This window comes from Rudaea sp., from assembly GCF_057139185.1.
This window is the reverse complement of the sequence record NZ_DBNHDN010000014.1, coordinates 1-14,483: the sequence shown is the minus strand read 5'-3', so window position 1 is coordinate 14,483 and position 14,483 is coordinate 1. Positions and strand designations below refer to the sequence as shown.

Here is a 14,483-nt window from a genome sequence, read left to right as displayed (position 1 = left end):
ACTCCAGCGCGGGATTGCGCGGAAGGTGAACTCTCGGTTCATGGCCGTTCCGGGATGGCCCTGGATCTTCCCGTTCTTCACCCCGGCGGACCGGGGCGAGGAGCAACTCAGTTCATCTGCATGCCGTGCTGCAAACCCGACGGCGGCCAGTTCTCGAGCTTCATGCCGAGCGATAGGCCACGCGTGAACAGCACATCCTTGATTTCGGTCAGCGACTTCTTGCCAAGGTTCGGCGTCTTCAGCAGCTCGACTTCGGTGCGCTGCACGAGGTCGCCGATGTAGTAGATGCTCTCGGCCTTCAGGCAGTTCGCCGAACGCACGGTAAGTTCGAGGTCGTCGATCGGGCGCAGCAAAACCGGATCGACGCCGGCCTTGTCGGTCTTCGCTTCCGAGGTATCACGGCGGGTGAAGTCGCCGAAGATCGTGAGCTGGTCGAGCAGAGTTTCCGCGGCCTTGCGCACGGCTTCTTCCGCTTCCACGGTGCCGTTGGTTTCGATGTCGAGCACGAGCTTGTCGAGATCGGTACGCTGTTCGACGCGCGCACTGTCGACTTCGTAGGCAACGCGACGCACCGGGCAGAACGAGGCATCGAGCTGCAGGCGGCCGATCGGACGGCTCTCGTCATCCGGGCGGCGACGCGAGGTAGCCGGCTGGTAGCCGATGCCGCGCGCGACCTTCAGGCGCATGTTCAGCGCTATATCCTTGGTCAGGTGGCAGATCACGTGCTCGGGGTTGACGATTTCGACGTTGTGGTCGACCTTGATGTCGGCAGCCGTGACCACGCCCTTGCCTTTCTTCGACAAGGTCAAGGTGGTTTCGTCGAGGTTGTGCAGGCGCAGGGCGACGTCCTTGAGGTTGAGCAGGACTTCGATCACGTCCTCCTGCAGGCCTTCGAGTGTCGTGTATTCGTGCAGCACGCCATCGATCTCGACTTCGATGATCGCGGCACCCGGGATCGACGACAGCAAAACGCGACGCAGCGCATTGCCGAGCGTATGGCCGAAGCCGCGCTCCAGTGGTTCAACCGAGACTTTGGCGCGGTTCGCGCCGAGCTGTTCTACATGCAGGCCGCGCGGACGCAGGATGGTAGTAGGCGAGTTTGCCATGAACTACGCTCTCCGTAAGGTGTGGGGAATTCGGGGATATGTGTACAAAACACGGCCTGTTCAAGCTTGCCGCGCACCGCGCCGGCCATTGCCCGACGCGGCGGATGAAGCGGGTTACTTCGAGTAAAGCTCGACGATCAGCGACTCGTTGATGTCGCTCGGCAGGTCCGAGCGCTCCGGCAGCGCCTTGAGCGTGCCGGCGAACTTGTTCGCGTCAACTTCGAGCCAGCCGGGAGCAAGATCCATTTCCTGCGACAGGGTCAGCGCTTCCTTGATGCGCAACTGGCTGCGCGACTTCTCGGTGATCGAGATCTGGTCGCCCGCCTTGACCGCGTACGACGGCAGGTTGACCTTCTTGCCGTTGACCTCGATCGACTTGTGCGCGACGAGCTGACGGGCCTGGGCGCGGGTCACCGCGAAGCCCATGCGGTAGACGACGTTGTCCAGGCGCGATTCAAGCGAACGCAGCAGGTTTTCGCCGGTGTTGCCCTTGGTCTTCGACGCCTTGACGTAGTAGTTGCTGAACTGGCGCTCGAGCAGACCGTAGATGCGCTTGACCTTCTGCTTCTCACGCAGCTGCACCGCATAATCGGACAGGCGCGACTTCTTCGCACCGCCACCGGCGCCATGCTGACCGGGTTTGTTCTCGAGCTTGCACTTCGAGTCGAGGGCGCGCGCGGCGCTCTTCAGGTTCAGATCGGCGCCTTCGCGGCGCGCGAGCTTGCAGGTAGGACCAATGTAACGTGCCATGATGATTGTCTCTTTTCAACGAGTCCGGCCACGCATGGCCGATTCTTCAGATTTAGCGATCAGAACGATCGCATCAGACTCTGCGTTTCTTGGGAGGGCGACAGCCGTTGTGCGGGATCGGGGTGACATCGATGATGTTGGTCACCTTCACGCCGATGTTGTTGAGCGAGCGCACTGCCGACTCGCGACCCGGGCCCGGGCCCTTGATACGCACTTCGGCGGTTTTCACGCCGTATTCCTGCGCGACACGGCCGGCCTTCTCCGCCGCGACCTGGGCGGCGAACGGGGTCGACTTGCGCGAACCGCGGAAACCCGCGCCGCCCGCAGTCGCCCACGACAGCGCGTTGCCCTGGCGATCGGTGATCGTCACGACGGTGTTGTTGAACGAAGCCTGCACGTGGACGATCGCATCGGTGACGACGCGCTTGGCTTTCTTCTTGGTCTTGGCAGCGACCGGCTTATTCATGAGTCAAGGTTTCCTGAGAATCCGCAAAGACGCGCCGCGCGTCTTTGCAAAAATAAATTAATTCTTCTTGATCGCGCGACGCGGACCCTTGCGCGTGCGCGCATTGGTGCGCGTACGCTGGCCGCGCACCGGCAGGCCGCGACGATGGCGCAGGCCGCGATAGGTGCCGAGGTCCATCAGCCGCTTGATGCTCATGCCGACTTCGCGACGCAGATCGCCTTCGACCACGAACTTCGCGACTTCGGCGCGAAGCTTTTCGACTTCGGATTCAGTCAGCGACTTGATCTTGGTCGCCGGATTCACGCCCGCCGCCTCACAGACCAGCTTCGACCGCGTGCGGCCGATACCGAAAATGCCTTGCAGTCCGATCACGACGTGCTTCTGGACCGGCAGGTTGACACCCGCAATACGCGCCATCTTTCTATCTCCAAGAGTGCTTTTTTCAGGCGTCCCGCCCCGAGTGAAAAACGGCCGTCCGGGCCGCACTTCTCAATTCTTTGCGCTCAAAAGCGCAGTGAACTGCAAATTGTAACTGGTTTTTTACGTTTCCGGAAGCCCAAGAGTCTGCCGGACAAAGGTTTTTACCGCCAATCAAAGCCCGATGGTGGGTTTCGCAACTGCTCCACCCGCATCGCGCCATGTTCTGGCCTGTGGCTACCGTGCCGGACTGCCGCCGCGGCCATAACCCTTCAGATTCGCCTTCTTCAACAGACTTTCGTACTGATGCGAGACCAAGTGCGCCTGCACCTGCGCGGTGAAATCCATGACCACGACGACCACGATCAGCAGCGAAGTGCCGCCGAAATAGAACGGCACATGGAAATACTGCTGCAGGAAAGTCGGCACCACGCAGACCAGCACGAGGTACAGCGCCCCGGCCCCGGTCAAACGCGTCAACACGCCGTCGATATAGTCGGCCGTCGCCTTGCCCGGACGGATACCTGGAATCAGCGCGCCCGATTTTTTCAGATTCTCGGCCGTCTCGTTCGAGTTGAACACGAGCGCGGTATAGAAGAACGCGAACACGATGATCAACAGCGCGTACAGGATCTCGTACAGCGGTTCACCCGGCGCCAGCGCGGCGGTTACCTGCTGCAGCCAGCGGACGTCGGTGCTGCCGCTGAACCAGGACGAGGCCGTGGCCGGAAACATGATCAGGGACGACGCGAAGATCGCCGGAATCACACCGGACATGTTGAGCTTGAGCGGCAGGTGCGACGACTGGTTCATGTACGCCTGGCCACCACCTTGGCGCCGCGCGTAGTTGACCGTGATGCGACGCTGGCCACGCTCGACGAAGACGACGAACGCCGTCACCGCGACCACGATCAGCAGCACGAGCAACACCTTGATGAAGTTCAGCTCGCCGTTCTGCGCCATCTGCAGGGTGTGGTAGGTCGCTCCCGGCAGGCCGGCGACGATGCCGGCGAAGATCAGCATCGAGATGCCGTTGCCGATGCCGCGTTCGGTGATCTGCTCGCCGAGCCACATCAGGAACAGCGTGCCCGAGGTCAGCGCGATCATCGAAGTGAAGATGAAGCCGATTCCGGGCGCATAGACGACCGGCTGGCCGCTCGTACTCTGATGCATCAGCCAGCTCGAAATGCCGAACGACTGCACCGCCGCAAGCAACACGGTGAAATAGCGCGTCCACTGGGTCAGCTTGCGCCGGCCGGACTCGCCTTCCTTGCGCAGCGACTGCAGCGAGGGCACGACCTGGGCGACCATCTGCACGATGATCGATGCCGAGATGTACGGCACGACACCGAGCGCGAAGATCGAGAAGCGCGCGAGCGCGCCGCCCGAGAACATGTTGGCCAGATCGATCAGGCCACCACCGCCGCCGAGCAGCGAAGTCATCGCCGCCGACTTGACGCCAGGGACAGGAATGAACGAGCCCAGACGGTACACGACCAACGCACCGATCAGGAACAGGACGCGCTGCTTGAGCTCGGTCAATTTGCCGAGCCCGGCCAACATGCTGGCTTGGGAAGCCGCCATCGTCGCTCCGTTACTCTACGCTGCCGCCGGCAGCGAGAATCGCCGCCTTGGCGCCGGCCGTGACGGCCACGCCCTTGAGCTTGACGGCGCGCTTGAGTTCGCCCTTCTTGACGACCTTCGCGCGCTCTGCGCGAGTCTCGATGAGACCGGCAGCCTTGAGCGCGTCGAAGTCGATCACGTCGGCCTTGACCGTCTCGAGCTTGTACAGCAGCACTTCGGACACCTTGTGCGCGAGTTTCGAACGGAAGCCGACCTTCGGCAGACGACGCTGCATCGGCATCTGGCCGCCTTCGAAGCCCGGCTTGACCTTGCCCTTGCCGGTGCGCGCGAACTGGCCCTTGTGGCCGCGACCCGCGGTCTTGCCGAGACCCGACCCGATGCCGCGGCCGACGCGAACGCGCTTGGTGCGCGCACCCTTGGCGGGTTTGAGATTGTTGAGACGCATGATCGTATCCAATGAATTATTTGCAGGATATCGGGACTTGGCACTCGGGACCCGGGACTCGACGAAAGCGACTTCTTCGACCCTCGGCCCTCGGCCCTCAGCCCTCGATACGCACGAGATAGTTGACCTTGTTGACCAGACCGCGCACCTGCGGCGAGTCTTTCAGCTCGCGCACGTCGTTGAGCTTGTTCAGACCAAGCGCCTTCACGCTCAGGCGATGCTCCCATTTGCAGCTGTTCATGCTCTTGTACAGGCGCACCGTGATCGTGCCGCCTTCCGTTTTCTTAGCCTTGGCCATAACCGCCCACCTCTTCGACTTTCTTGCCGCGCTTGGCAGCGATGCGCTCAGGAGTCGCCATTGCTTCCAGGCCCTTGATCGTGGCGCGCACGAGATTGATCGGGTTGCGCGAACCCTGCGCCTTGGCCAGCACGTTCTTTACGCCGACCACTTCCAGCACCGCGCGCATCGCGCCACCGGCGATGACGCCGGTACCTTCGGACGCCGGCTGCATGTACACCTTCGCCGCACCGTGGTTGGCCTTGACCGCGTGCCAGAGCGTGCCGTTGTTGAGCTTGACCTGGGTCATGCCGCGGCGCGCGCGCTCCATCGCCTTCGAGATCGCGACTGGCACTTCGCGCGCCTTGCCGTAACCGAAGCCGACCTTGCCGTCGCCGTCGCCGACCACAGTCAGCGCGGTGAAGCTCATCTGGCGACCGCCCTTGACTGTCTTCGACACACGGTTGACGGCAATGAGCTTCTCGAGCATGCCGTCACTGTTTTCACGTTCGTTCGTTGACATTACTTTTCACCTTGTGCCGCCCTTGCTGCAGCGGACTTTTGCTTGCGGCGAGGCCGCTTAGAATTGTAGAGAAGTATTTTTACAGATCAGAACTTGAGGCCAGCTTCGCGCGCCGCATCCGCGAGCGCGGCAATGCGACCGTGATAGCGAAAGCCCGAGCGGTCGAACGCGACGCTCTCGACGCCGGCGGCCTTCGCCTTCTCTGCGATCGCCTTGCCGACGGCGGCGGCGGCGGCCTTGTTCTTGGTCGCTTTCAAATCGCCCTTGATCGCCTTCTGCACCGTCGATGCGGCTGCAATCACCTTGGCGCCATCGGCCGAAATGACCTGGGCGTAGATGTGCTGATCGCTGCGATGCACGGTCAGGCGCGGCACGGCGAGCTTCTTGATGTGCATACGCGTGGATTTCGCACGGCGCAGGCGGGATTCGTTCTTTTCGTTCGACATAGTCTTGTCTCCGGATAGCTGAAGAACCTAATCAGGCCTTCTTGGCTTCCTTGATGGTGATCTTCTCGCCGGCGTAACGCACGCCCTTGCCCTTGTAAGGCTCGGGTGGGCGGAACGCGCGGATCTTCGCCGCAGTCTCGCCGACGCGCTGCTTGTCGGCTCCAGCGATCAGCACTTCGGTCTGCGACGGCGCGGTGATCGTGATGCCTTCCGGCGCCTTGAACAGGATCGGGTGCGAGAAACCGAGCGAAAGGTTCAGGTCCTTGCCCTGCAACGCAGCGCGATAGCCGACGCCGACGAGTTCGAGCTTGCGCTCGTAGCCTTCGCTGACGCCCTTGACCATGTTCGCCAGCACCGCACGTGCGGTTCCCGCGAACTTGGTCGTCTCCGCATCCTTCGAGGCGAGCAGCACTTCGCTGCCGTTGACGTTGACTTCGACGCCGGCGGGCATGACGAACGACAGCGCGCCCTTCGGACCCTTCACCGTCACCGCTTCACCGGCGACCTTCAGCTCGACGCCCTTCGGCAGCGCGATCGGCTTTTTAGCAACTCTTGACATGATGATTCTCCGATTACGCCACGGTGCCGATGACTTCGCCACCGACGCCCTGAGCGCGCGCCTGCGCGTCGGTCATGATGCCGGCCGGCGTGGTGACGATGGCGATGCCGAGGCCGCCCATCACTTTCGGCAGCGCGTCCTTGCCGCGGTACACGCGCAGGCCGGAACGGCTGACGCGGCTGATCGACTCGATCGCCGGCTTGCCTTCGAAGTACTTCAGCGCGATCTCGAGTTCGGCCTTGTTGTTGGCCAGCTTGCTGACCTGGAAGTCGCGCACGTAGCCTTCGTCCTTCAGCACCTTGGCGATCGCCTGCTTGGTCTTGGATGCCGGCATGCGCACCGTCGGCTTCGCGGTCGCTTGCGCGTTGCGAATGCGGGTGAACATATCGGCGATGGGATCAGTCATGCTCATGTTTCTGGTTCCTTAGCATCGATATCCGGAATGGATTTCGCTTGTGTCTCTAAAACTGAAAGATAAATCGCCGAAAGCCCTGCGGACTTTCGACCCTTACCAGGAGGCCTTGCGCAAGCCCGGCACGTCGCCGCGCATGGTCGCTTCGCGCAGCTTGTGACGGCCGAGCGAGAACTTGCGGTAGACGCCGCGCGAACGGCCGGTCAGCTCGCAGCGGTTGCGCTGGCGCGACGGGCTGGCGTCGCGCGGCAGCTTCTGCAGCTTGGTCTGCGCTTCCATCTTCTCTTCGTACGAAGACTTGGGGCTGAGCACGATCGCCTTCAGCTCCGCGCGCTTCGTCGCGTATTTCTTGACGGTCTTCGCGCGCTTCTTCTCGCGCTCCACCATGCTGGTCTTTGCCATAACTTGTCTCTCTATTTCAATTAAGCCCGACTTCGCTAGTCTTCGTGGGATCCACGCATACCCACAACCCTGCCCTCGCTACGCTCGGGCGCCCCTTGATTCAAGGGGCTGGAATCAAAATCAATTGCGGAACGGGAAGCTGAATGCCTCGAGCAGCGCCTTGGCTTCCGCATCCGTCTTCGCGGTCGTCGTGATCGCGATGTCCATGCCGCGCATGGCGTCGACCTGGTCGAAATCGATTTCCGGGAAGATGATCTGTTCCTTGACGCCCATGTTGTAGTTGCCGCGACCATCGAACGCGCGACCGGACACACCGCGGAAATCGCGCACGCGCGGCAGGGCAACGGTGACCAAGCGATCGAGGAACTCGTACATCTTCGCGCGACGCAGGGTAACCTTGCAGCCGATCGGCCAGCCGTCGCGAATCTTGAACGTCGCAATCGACTTTTTCGACAGCGTCGCCACGGCCTTCTGGCCGGCGATCTTGTTCATGTCGGCAAGCGCGTTCTCGAGCACTTTCTTGTTCGCCGCCGCCTCGCCCACGCCCATGTTGAGCGTGATCTTCACCAGGCGCGGCACTTCCATCACGTTCTTGTAGCCGAACTTCTCGGTCAGCTTCGGAACGACGGTTTCTTTGTAATGTTTTTCCAAACGGGTCATGGCCATGCTCCTCAAACGTCCGCCTGCTCGCCGGTCTTGAACACGCGCACCTTGCGCCCGTCCGCCAGCGTCTTGAAATTCACGCGGCCGCCCTTGCCCGTCGCGCCGTTGAACAGCGCCACATTCGAGGCGTGGATCGAGGCTTCGCGCTCGACAATGCCGCCCGGCTGGTTGGCCTGCGGATTCGGCTTGGTGTGGCGCTTGACCAGGTTGATGTTCTGCACGACGACGCGGTCGGCAACAACGCGCAGCACTTCGCCGCGCTGGCCCTTGTATTTGCCGGTGACCACGATGACTTGATCACCTTTGCGAATTCTGTTCATGGCAATTTCCGAAAAGTATACTTTTTTAATGCTTGTCGCTTACAGCACTTCCGGCGCGAGCGAGACGATCTTCATGAAACGCTCGCTGCGCAGTTCGCGCGTGACCGGCCCGAAGATGCGCGTGCCGATCGGCTCGAGCTTGTTGTTCAACAGCACCGCCGCGTTGCCGTCGAAGCGGATCAGCGAGCCGTCGGGACGACGCACGCCCTTGCGCGTACGCACGACCACCGCATCGTAGACCTCGCCCTTCTTGACCTTGCCGCGCGGAATTGCGTCGCGGATCGACACCTTGATGATGTCGCCGATGCCGGCATAACGACGCTTGGAGCCGCCGAGCACCTTGATGCAGAACAGCAGCTTGGCGCCGCTGTTATCGGCCGCGGACAACGTGGATTGCATCTGGATCATTTATCTACTCCTCAACGTCCCACGTTGTTACTGCGCAGCGCGCGTCAGCACCTGCACGACACGCCAGTTCTTGGTCTTCGACAGCGGGCGCGTCTCGACGATGCGCACCACGTCGCCTTCCTTGCACTCGCCTTTCTCGTCATGCGCGTGCACCTTGGTCGAGCGCCGCACGATCTTGCCGTACAGCGGATGCTGCACCTGGCGCTCGAGCAGCACGGTGACCGTCTTCTGCATCTTGTTGCTGACCACACGACCTTCGATCGTGCGCTGGGTTTTGGTTCCGCTGACTTCACTCATGGCTTGCTGGCCTGTCATGTTTATTTTTGCGCTCATCCCTGGTCGCGAAGATCACAAAGCGGGCATCCTGCCCGCACTGTTCAATTTTTCTACTTCGCCGCCGACTTCTGCGTCAGCAGTGTCTTGATTCGAGCGATTTCGGCACGCACGCGCTTGAAGTGATGCGTCTGGGTCTGCTGACCGGCGCTCTTCTGCATGCGCAGATTGAATTGCTCGCGGCGCAGCTCGAGGAGCTGACCGTTGAGTTCTTGCGCGGACTGCTTGCGGAGGTCTTGGATGTCCATTACATCACCGTACGATTCACGAATTGGGTCTGCACCGACAGCTTGGCGGCGGCCAGGCGGAAGGCTTCGCGAGCTTCTGTTTCGCTGATGCCCTCGATTTCATAGAGCATGCGGCCGGGTTGCACGACGGCGACCCAGTACTCCACGCTGCCCTTGCCGGCGCCCATGCGGACTTCGATCGGCTTCTTGGTGATCGGCTTGTCCGGGAACACGCGGATCCACAGCTTGCCGCCGCGCTTGACGAAACGCGTCACGCAACGGCGCGCAGCTTCGATCTGACGTGCGGTCAGGTGACCGTGCGTTGTCGCCTTCAAACCGAACTCGCCGAAGCTCACCTTGTTGGCGACGAAGGCAATGCCGCGATTGCGGCCCTTCATCTGCTTGCGGTACTTGGTGTTTTTGGGTTGCAACATAGTGAAGGTTCCTTGCCTTATCGTGCGCCGCGCGGTTCGCGGTCACCACGCGGCTCGCGCTCGGTGCGTTCGCGACGGTCGCCACGATCGCCGCGCGGAGCGGATTCGCGCACCTCTTCTTTGCCGGATTCGGCGGCGTGCGCAGCCAGGTCGAATACTTCGCCCTTGTAGATCCACACCTTGATGCCGATGATTCCGTAGGTGGTCTTCGCCTGGGCGAAACCGTAGTCGATGTCGGCGCGCAGCGTATGCAGCGGCACGCGGCCCTCGCGGTACCACTCCGAACGCGCGATTTCCGCGCCGTTGAGACGGCCACCCACATTGATCTTGATCCCGAGCGCACCGAGGCGCATCGCGTTGCCGACCGAACGCTTCATCGCGCGGCGGAACATGATGCGGCGCTCGAGCTGCTGCGCGATGGACTCGGCGACGAGCTGAGCATCGAGTTCCGGCTTGCGCACTTCGCTGACGTTGATGTGGGCGGGCACGCCCATCACCTTCGACACGTCGCGACGCAGCTTCTCGATGTCCTCACCTTTCTTGCCGATGACGACGCCGGGACGTGCGGTGTGGATCGTGATGCGCGCGGTCTTGGCCGGGCGCTCGATGGCGATCTTCGACACGCCTGCCTGGGCGAGCTTCTCGCGCAACATTTCGCGCACCTTCAGATCGGCCGCGAGGTACTGCGCGTATTCGCGCTTGTTGGCGTACCACTTGGAGTTCCAGTCCTTGGAAATGCCGAGGCGAATGCCGGTGGGATGAACCTTGTGACCCATGTGATTAGCTCCCGACGACCACGGTGACGTGGCTCGTGCGTTTGATGATCCGCGAACCGCGGCCCTTGGCGCGCGCGTGCATGCGCTTCAACTGCGGACCGTCGTCGACCATGATGGTTTTCACCTTCAGCTCGTCGACATCGGCGCCGAGGTTGTTCTCGGCATTGGCTACGGCCGAGAGCAGCACCTTCTTGATCAGGTGCGCCGCCTTCTTGTCGCTGAATTGCAGGAGGTTGGTCGCACGCCCGACCGGCAGGCCGCGGACCTGGTCAGCGACCAGCCGCGCCTTCAGCGAGGAAATGCGCGCGCCGCGCAGGATGGCTTTTGCTTCGATGCTCATGTCGTCACCTTACTTCTTGGCTTCGGCGGCTTTCTTGTCGCCGGAGTGACCCTTGAAGGTGCGCGTCGCGGCGAACTCGCCGAGCTTGTGCCCGACCATGTTCTCGTTGACCAGCACCGGCACATGGGCCTTGCCGTTGTGCACGGCGATGGTGAAACCCACCATCTCCGGCAGGATCATGGAGCGGCGCGACCAGGTCTTGATCGGACGCTTGGTATTGGAACCCGACGCCGCTTCCACCTTCTTCAGCAGGTGCAGATCGACGAACGGACCTTTTTTCAGTGAACGTGCCATTGTGAGTTAGTCCTGTTCTATCAACCGCGACGATCGCGCACGATGAATTGCGTGGTGCGCTTGTTCTTGCGCGTCTTGTAGCCCTTGGCGGGTTGGCCCCACGGCGACACCGGGTGCGGGTTGCCCTGGCCAGCTTTCGCCTCACCACCGCCGTGCGGATGATCGACCGGGTTCATCGCCGCGCCACGCACGGTCGGACGCACGCCGCGCCAACGCTTCGCACCTGCCTTGCCGAGCTTGCGCAGGTTGTGCTCGGAATTGCCGACTTCGCCGATCGTGGCGATGCAATCCACCGGCACCTTGCGCATTTCGCCCGAGCGCAAGCGCAAAGTGGCATAGCCCGCTTCGCGCGCGATCAGCTGCACCGAGGCGCCGGCACTGCGCGCGAGCTGGGCGCCCTTGCCCGGCTTCATTTCCACGCAATGCACGGTCGAACCGATCGGAATGTTGCGCAGCGGCAGCGAGTTGCCCGCCTTGATCGGCGCATCGCGGCCGGCCATGAGTTGGTCGCCCACGATCACGCCCTTCGGCGCGATGATGTAACGGCGTTCACCGTCGACGTACAGAAGCAGCGCGATGTTCGCGGTGCGGTTCGGATCGTACTCGAGACGCTCGACGCGGCAGGCTATGCCTTCCTTGTCGCGCTTGAAGTCGATGACGCGGTAGTGCTGCTTGGAACCGCCACCCTTGTGGCGCGTCGTGATGCGGCCGTAATGGTTGCGGCCACCGGTCTTCGACTGCGGTTCGGTCAGCGGTGCGTACGGATCGCCCTTGTACAGCCCCGGCGTCGTCACGCGCACCATCGCGCGGCGTCCCGGAGAAGTTGGCTTCAATGTGATCAGTGCCATTGTTCTGGTTCCGATAAATTCTTGGAGCGCGGCTTGTGGATCAAGCCTTCGCGGTAACGTCGATGGTCTGGCCTTCGGTCAGGCGCACATACGCCTTGCGCCAGCCGTTGCGCGAACCCGCACGCTGGCGAAACGACTTGACCTTGCCCTTGACGTTGATGATGTTGACCGACTCGACCTTGACGCTGAACAGCGCCTCGACCGCGTCCTTGACCAGCTGCTTGTCCGCATCGGCGGCCACTTCGAACACGTACTGGCTGTGCTCCTGCGCGCGCGCACTCTTTTCCGAGATGTGCGGAGCGCGGATCACGGTGTACAGCTTCTCGTTTTTGATTTCGGTGCTCATGCCAGCCACTCCTCGATCTTCTTGACCGAGTCGACGGTCATCACAACATGCTGCGCATCGACCAGGGTGACCGGGTCCATCGCGGCGACATCGACCACGGCGACCTTGTGCAGGTTGCGCGCGGACAGGAACAGGTTCTGGTTGACGTCTTCGGTAACGATCAGCGTGCGCCCGGCGTGGTCCGCAAGCTTGGCGGCGAGGGCCTTGGTGCTGACCTTGTCGACGCCGAACGACTCGACGATCTGCAGACGGCCCTGACGGTTGAGCTCGGACAGGATCGCCTGGATCGCACCGCGGTACATCTTTTTGTTGACCTTCTGCGAAAAGTCGCGCGGCTTCGCCGCGAACGCGCGGCCACCGCCGACGAAGATCGGAGCGCGGTAGTCGCCATGACGCGCACCGCCGCCCTTCTGCTTCTTGAATTTTTTCGTCGTGCCCGACAGATCCGAGCGCGTCAGCTGCGCCTTGGTACCCGCGCGACCGGCGTTGCGATAGGCAACGACGACCTGGTGCACGAGACCTTCGGAATATGCGCGGCCGAACACTGCGTCGGAAACCGACAGCGGCTGCTTGGCGCCTTGTACTTGCAGTTCCATATTGTTGCTCCTCAAGCCTTGGCCGCGGGACTGACGACCACATTGCCGCCCGGCGCGCCCGGCACCGCGCCGCGCACGGCGATCAAATGCTTTTCGGCGTCGATCTTCACGACTTCGAGGTTCATCATCGACTGGCGCGTGGCACCCATGTGACCGGACATCTTCTTGCCCGGGAACACGCGACCCGGAGTCTGGCGCTGACCGATCGAACCCGGCGCGCGGTGCGACAACGAGTTGCCGTGCGTCGCATCGCCCATCGTGAAGTTGTGGCGCTTGATCGTGCCCTGGAAGCCCTTGCCCTTGGTCACGCCGGCGACATCGATCTTCTGACCGACCTTGAACACTTCGTCGGCCTTCAGCTCGCCGCCGACCGCGTAGCCACCGATGTCCTTCGCGTCGATGCGAAACTCCCACAGACCGCGGCCAGCCTCGACCTTGGCCTTGGCGTAGTGACCGGCGAGCGGCTTGCTCACGAGCGCCGCGCGCTTCGTGCCCGCGGTTACCTGAATGGCGGTGTAGCCATCCGTCTCGACCGTCTTCACCTGGGTGATGCGGTTCGGGGTCGCCTCGATCAGCGTCACCGGCACCGATTCGCCGGCCTCGGTGAAGACTCGCGTCATGCCGCACTTGCGGCCGATAATTCCGATAGTCATTGCTGTGATCTCAATAAAGCTTGATCTGCACGTCCACGCCAGCGGCGAGGTCGAGCTTCATCAATGCGTCCACGGTCTTGTCGTTGGGATCAACGATGTCCATGACGCGCTTGTGCGTGCGGGTTTCGTACTGATCGCGCGCGTCCTTGTCGGCGTGCGGCGAGGTCAGGATGGTGTAGCGCTCAATCTTGGTCGGCAGCGGAATCGGGCCGCGCACTTGCGCGCCGGTGCGCTTCGCCGTCTCAACAATTTCGCTCGCCGAGCGATCGATCAAACGATGATCGAAGGCCTTGAGCCGGATGCGAATCTTCTGGTCAGCCATTGCCGTGTCCTAATCTGAAAGAACGTTGCTTGCCCGCAGCAGACCCTTACATTGCCGCGGCGACCCGGTTCCGGGTCGATTGGGTGAAACCGTATTGCTCGATACGAAAGAATGGGCGAGCCATTGCGGGCCCGCCCAAACTAGAAATTTTTCGCTCACGGACGCCTCACCGGCGCCAAAGCGATCGACAGTCCTTGTCCGCGAAGTCGAAACCCGTCCTGGGCCTCATTTCGCTGCATCGCCAGCCAATCGCAAAGGATCGTTCGGCGAGGGTCTTGCATTATAGCGGTATTTTTTTGAAATGGAATAGCCTCGACGAAAAATCCCCAGTGCAATGGGACCGGCGATGTTTTCAGCGGCCATTCCCGCACGCGTTTGGCGGGAATCCAGTGTCTTTGCTTTTGTGCGACGGAAAAACAAGAGTCGCGAAATCCCCGCCAGAAGCGCGCGGGTATGACATCCCGGCAAACGCGCCCGCGCTTCACACGCGAGCGCGCCGTGTCGTCACTTGATGATCTTCGCCACCACGCCCGCGC

Annotated in this window: 27 protein-coding genes; all 27 read right to left on the bottom strand. The window is 62.0% G+C overall.

Going from position 1 to position 14,483, the window contains the following annotated elements; translation table 11 throughout:
* Nucleotides 1–107: 107 nt before the first annotated feature.
* The gene (locus tag AC16HO_RS05360) at nt 108–1,106 is read right to left on the bottom strand and encodes a DNA-directed RNA polymerase subunit alpha (RefSeq protein WP_395643012.1); all 999 of its coding nucleotides are present in this window, start codon (nt 1,104–1,106) and stop codon (nt 108–110) included.
* 114 nt (nt 1,107–1,220) lie between these two features.
* A complete protein-coding gene (gene rpsD / locus AC16HO_RS05355; protein WP_395643013.1) occupies nt 1,221–1,856 on the bottom strand; it encodes a 30S ribosomal protein S4 in 636 nt (211 codons plus the stop codon).
* A gap of 73 nt (nt 1,857–1,929) precedes the next feature.
* Nucleotides 1,930–2,322 carry a 30S ribosomal protein S11 gene (gene rpsK / locus AC16HO_RS05350; RefSeq protein ID WP_018974003.1) on the bottom strand — a complete coding sequence of 131 codons (393 nt, stop codon included), beginning with the start codon at nt 2,320–2,322 and terminating at the stop codon, nt 1,930–1,932.
* A 57-nt stretch (nt 2,323–2,379) separates the two neighbouring features.
* A complete protein-coding gene (gene rpsM, locus AC16HO_RS05345) occupies nt 2,380–2,739 on the bottom strand; it encodes a 30S ribosomal protein S13 (protein ID WP_395643014.1) in 360 nt (119 codons plus the stop codon).
* A gap of 237 nt (nt 2,740–2,976) precedes the next feature.
* Nucleotides 2,977–4,323, bottom strand: coding sequence for a preprotein translocase subunit SecY (gene secY, locus AC16HO_RS05340; RefSeq protein WP_395643015.1), 1,347 nt, complete (start codon nt 4,321–4,323; stop codon nt 2,977–2,979).
* 10 nt (nt 4,324–4,333) lie between these two features.
* Nucleotides 4,334–4,768 (bottom strand): 50S ribosomal protein L15, encoded by a 435-nt coding sequence (rplO, locus tag AC16HO_RS05335; RefSeq protein ID WP_395643016.1) that lies wholly within the window; start codon nt 4,766–4,768, stop codon nt 4,334–4,336.
* A gap of 97 nt (nt 4,769–4,865) precedes the next feature.
* Entirely contained in the window at nt 4,866–5,066 is a 201-nt protein-coding gene (rpmD, locus tag AC16HO_RS05330) for a 50S ribosomal protein L30 (RefSeq protein WP_395643017.1), read from the bottom strand.
* Nucleotides 5,053–5,568, bottom strand: coding sequence for a 30S ribosomal protein S5 (gene rpsE, locus AC16HO_RS05325; protein WP_018974008.1), 516 nt, complete (start codon nt 5,566–5,568; stop codon nt 5,053–5,055). The genes rpmD and rpsE overlap by 14 nt, the downstream gene beginning before the upstream one ends.
* A gap of 86 nt (nt 5,569–5,654) precedes the next feature.
* Entirely contained in the window at nt 5,655–6,014 is a 360-nt protein-coding gene (rplR, locus tag AC16HO_RS05320; protein ID WP_395643018.1) for a 50S ribosomal protein L18, read from the bottom strand.
* Nucleotides 6,015–6,045: 31 nt separating this feature from the next.
* Complete coding sequence (gene rplF, locus AC16HO_RS05315; protein ID WP_395643019.1) at nt 6,046–6,573, bottom strand: 50S ribosomal protein L6; 528 nt, start codon at nt 6,571–6,573, stop codon at nt 6,046–6,048.
* Nucleotides 6,574–6,586: 13 nt separating this feature from the next.
* Nucleotides 6,587–6,985: a 30S ribosomal protein S8 gene (rpsH, locus tag AC16HO_RS05310; RefSeq protein WP_395643020.1), complete on the bottom strand. Its 399-nt coding sequence runs from the start codon at nt 6,983–6,985 to the stop codon at nt 6,587–6,589.
* Nucleotides 6,986–7,081: 96 nt separating this feature from the next.
* Nucleotides 7,082–7,387 carry a 30S ribosomal protein S14 gene (gene rpsN / locus AC16HO_RS05305; RefSeq protein ID WP_395643021.1) on the bottom strand — a complete coding sequence of 102 codons (306 nt, stop codon included), beginning with the start codon at nt 7,385–7,387 and terminating at the stop codon, nt 7,082–7,084.
* Between the two features lie 120 nt (nt 7,388–7,507).
* Entirely contained in the window at nt 7,508–8,047 is a 540-nt protein-coding gene (gene rplE, locus AC16HO_RS05300) for a 50S ribosomal protein L5 (protein WP_395643022.1), read from the bottom strand.
* A gap of 11 nt (nt 8,048–8,058) precedes the next feature.
* Nucleotides 8,059–8,370, bottom strand: coding sequence for a 50S ribosomal protein L24 (rplX, locus tag AC16HO_RS05295; RefSeq protein WP_395643023.1), 312 nt, complete (start codon nt 8,368–8,370; stop codon nt 8,059–8,061).
* Nucleotides 8,371–8,409: 39 nt separating this feature from the next.
* Entirely contained in the window at nt 8,410–8,778 is a 369-nt protein-coding gene (rplN, locus tag AC16HO_RS05290; RefSeq protein ID WP_347262317.1) for a 50S ribosomal protein L14, read from the bottom strand.
* A gap of 27 nt (nt 8,779–8,805) precedes the next feature.
* Nucleotides 8,806–9,075, bottom strand: a complete 270-nt coding sequence (rpsQ, locus tag AC16HO_RS05285) for a 30S ribosomal protein S17 (RefSeq protein ID WP_395643024.1) — start codon at nt 9,073–9,075, stop codon at nt 8,806–8,808.
* An 89-nt stretch (nt 9,076–9,164) separates the two neighbouring features.
* Nucleotides 9,165–9,359: a 50S ribosomal protein L29 gene (rpmC, locus tag AC16HO_RS05280; protein ID WP_395643025.1), complete on the bottom strand. Its 195-nt coding sequence runs from the start codon at nt 9,357–9,359 to the stop codon at nt 9,165–9,167.
* On the bottom strand, nt 9,359–9,772 hold the full coding sequence (gene rplP, locus AC16HO_RS05275) for a 50S ribosomal protein L16 (RefSeq protein ID WP_395643026.1): 414 nt from the start codon (nt 9,770–9,772) through the stop codon (nt 9,359–9,361). The genes rpmC and rplP overlap by 1 nt, the downstream gene beginning before the upstream one ends.
* Before the next feature lie 17 nt (nt 9,773–9,789).
* Nucleotides 9,790–10,548, bottom strand: a complete 759-nt coding sequence (gene rpsC / locus AC16HO_RS05270) for a 30S ribosomal protein S3 (protein WP_395643027.1) — start codon at nt 10,546–10,548, stop codon at nt 9,790–9,792.
* A gap of 4 nt (nt 10,549–10,552) precedes the next feature.
* A complete protein-coding gene (gene rplV, locus AC16HO_RS05265) occupies nt 10,553–10,882 on the bottom strand; it encodes a 50S ribosomal protein L22 (protein ID WP_395643053.1) in 330 nt (109 codons plus the stop codon).
* A 15-nt stretch (nt 10,883–10,897) separates the two neighbouring features.
* Entirely contained in the window at nt 10,898–11,182 is a 285-nt protein-coding gene (rpsS, locus tag AC16HO_RS05260) for a 30S ribosomal protein S19 (RefSeq protein ID WP_018974021.1), read from the bottom strand.
* A 20-nt stretch (nt 11,183–11,202) separates the two neighbouring features.
* Nucleotides 11,203–12,030 carry a 50S ribosomal protein L2 gene (gene rplB, locus AC16HO_RS05255; RefSeq protein WP_395643028.1) on the bottom strand — a complete coding sequence of 276 codons (828 nt, stop codon included), beginning with the start codon at nt 12,028–12,030 and terminating at the stop codon, nt 11,203–11,205.
* A 40-nt stretch (nt 12,031–12,070) separates the two neighbouring features.
* Entirely contained in the window at nt 12,071–12,376 is a 306-nt protein-coding gene (gene rplW / locus AC16HO_RS05250; protein WP_395643029.1) for a 50S ribosomal protein L23, read from the bottom strand.
* Complete coding sequence (rplD, locus tag AC16HO_RS05245; protein WP_395643030.1) at nt 12,373–12,972, bottom strand: 50S ribosomal protein L4; 600 nt, start codon at nt 12,970–12,972, stop codon at nt 12,373–12,375. Before rplD ends, rplW begins: the two co-directional genes overlap by 4 nt.
* Before the next feature lie 11 nt (nt 12,973–12,983).
* Complete coding sequence (gene rplC / locus AC16HO_RS05240; RefSeq protein WP_395643031.1) at nt 12,984–13,625, bottom strand: 50S ribosomal protein L3; 642 nt, start codon at nt 13,623–13,625, stop codon at nt 12,984–12,986.
* Nucleotides 13,626–13,635: 10 nt separating this feature from the next.
* Nucleotides 13,636–13,947, bottom strand: coding sequence for a 30S ribosomal protein S10 (rpsJ, locus tag AC16HO_RS05235; RefSeq protein ID WP_018974026.1), 312 nt, complete (start codon nt 13,945–13,947; stop codon nt 13,636–13,638).
* 225 nt (nt 13,948–14,172) lie between these two features.
* Nucleotides 14,173–14,310: a hypothetical protein gene (locus tag AC16HO_RS05230; RefSeq protein ID WP_395643032.1), complete on the bottom strand. Its 138-nt coding sequence runs from the start codon at nt 14,308–14,310 to the stop codon at nt 14,173–14,175.
* Nucleotides 14,311–14,483 lie beyond the last annotated feature (173 nt).

Bases quoted from the DNA above. Each gene is read 5' to 3' on its own strand.
- rpsE (WP_018974008.1), bottom strand. From the start codon at position 5,568: ATGTCAACGAACGAACGTGAAAACAGTGACGGCATGCTCGAGAAGCTC.
- rplD (WP_395643030.1), bottom strand. From the start codon at position 12,972: ATGGAACTGCAAGTACAAGGCGCCAAGCAGCCGCTGTCGGTTTCCGAC.
- rplP (WP_395643026.1), bottom strand. From the start codon at position 9,772: ATGTTGCAACCCAAAAACACCAAGTACCGCAAGCAGATGAAGGGCCGC.
- rpsS (WP_018974021.1), bottom strand. From the start codon at position 11,182: ATGGCACGTTCACTGAAAAAAGGTCCGTTCGTCGATCTGCACCTGCTG.
- rpsK (WP_018974003.1), bottom strand. From the start codon at position 2,322: ATGAATAAGCCGGTCGCTGCCAAGACCAAGAAGAAAGCCAAGCGCGTC.
- rplF (WP_395643019.1), bottom strand. From the start codon at position 6,573: ATGTCAAGAGTTGCTAAAAAGCCGATCGCGCTGCCGAAGGGCGTCGAG.
- AC16HO_RS05360 (WP_395643012.1), bottom strand. From the start codon at position 1,106: ATGGCAAACTCGCCTACTACCATCCTGCGTCCGCGCGGCCTGCATGTA.
- rplB (WP_395643028.1), bottom strand. From the start codon at position 12,030: ATGGCACTGATCACATTGAAGCCAACTTCTCCGGGACGCCGCGCGATG.
- rplE (WP_395643022.1), bottom strand. From the start codon at position 8,047: ATGACCCGTTTGGAAAAACATTACAAAGAAACCGTCGTTCCGAAGCTG.
- rpsQ (WP_395643024.1), bottom strand. From the start codon at position 9,075: ATGAGTGAAGTCAGCGGAACCAAAACCCAGCGCACGATCGAAGGTCGT.
- rpsJ (WP_018974026.1), bottom strand. From the start codon at position 13,947: ATGGCTGACCAGAAGATTCGCATCCGGCTCAAGGCCTTCGATCATCGT.
- rplO (WP_395643016.1), bottom strand. From the start codon at position 4,768: ATGCGTCTCAACAATCTCAAACCCGCCAAGGGTGCGCGCACCAAGCGC.
- rplC (WP_395643031.1), bottom strand. From the start codon at position 13,625: ATGACTATCGGAATTATCGGCCGCAAGTGCGGCATGACGCGAGTCTTC.
- AC16HO_RS05230 (WP_395643032.1), bottom strand. From the start codon at position 14,310: ATGGCCGCTGAAAACATCGCCGGTCCCATTGCACTGGGGATTTTTCGT.
- rpmD (WP_395643017.1), bottom strand. From the start codon at position 5,066: ATGGCCAAGGCTAAGAAAACGGAAGGCGGCACGATCACGGTGCGCCTG.
- rplR (WP_395643018.1), bottom strand. From the start codon at position 6,014: ATGTCGAACGAAAAGAACGAATCCCGCCTGCGCCGTGCGAAATCCACG.
- rpsD (WP_395643013.1), bottom strand. From the start codon at position 1,856: ATGGCACGTTACATTGGTCCTACCTGCAAGCTCGCGCGCCGCGAAGGC.
- rplX (WP_395643023.1), bottom strand. From the start codon at position 8,370: ATGAACAGAATTCGCAAAGGTGATCAAGTCATCGTGGTCACCGGCAAA.
- rpmC (WP_395643025.1), bottom strand. From the start codon at position 9,359: ATGGACATCCAAGACCTCCGCAAGCAGTCCGCGCAAGAACTCAACGGT.
- rpsC (WP_395643027.1), bottom strand. From the start codon at position 10,548: ATGGGTCACAAGGTTCATCCCACCGGCATTCGCCTCGGCATTTCCAAG.
- rplW (WP_395643029.1), bottom strand. From the start codon at position 12,376: ATGAGCACCGAAATCAAAAACGAGAAGCTGTACACCGTGATCCGCGCT.
- rpsM (WP_395643014.1), bottom strand. From the start codon at position 2,739: ATGGCGCGTATTGCGGGTGTCAACCTGCCGGTCCAGAAGCACGTCGTG.
- rpsH (WP_395643020.1), bottom strand. From the start codon at position 6,985: ATGAGCATGACTGATCCCATCGCCGATATGTTCACCCGCATTCGCAAC.
- rplN (WP_347262317.1), bottom strand. From the start codon at position 8,778: ATGATCCAGATGCAATCCACGTTGTCCGCGGCCGATAACAGCGGCGCC.
- rpsN (WP_395643021.1), bottom strand. From the start codon at position 7,387: ATGGCAAAGACCAGCATGGTGGAGCGCGAGAAGAAGCGCGCGAAGACC.
- secY (WP_395643015.1), bottom strand. From the start codon at position 4,323: ATGGCGGCTTCCCAAGCCAGCATGTTGGCCGGGCTCGGCAAATTGACC.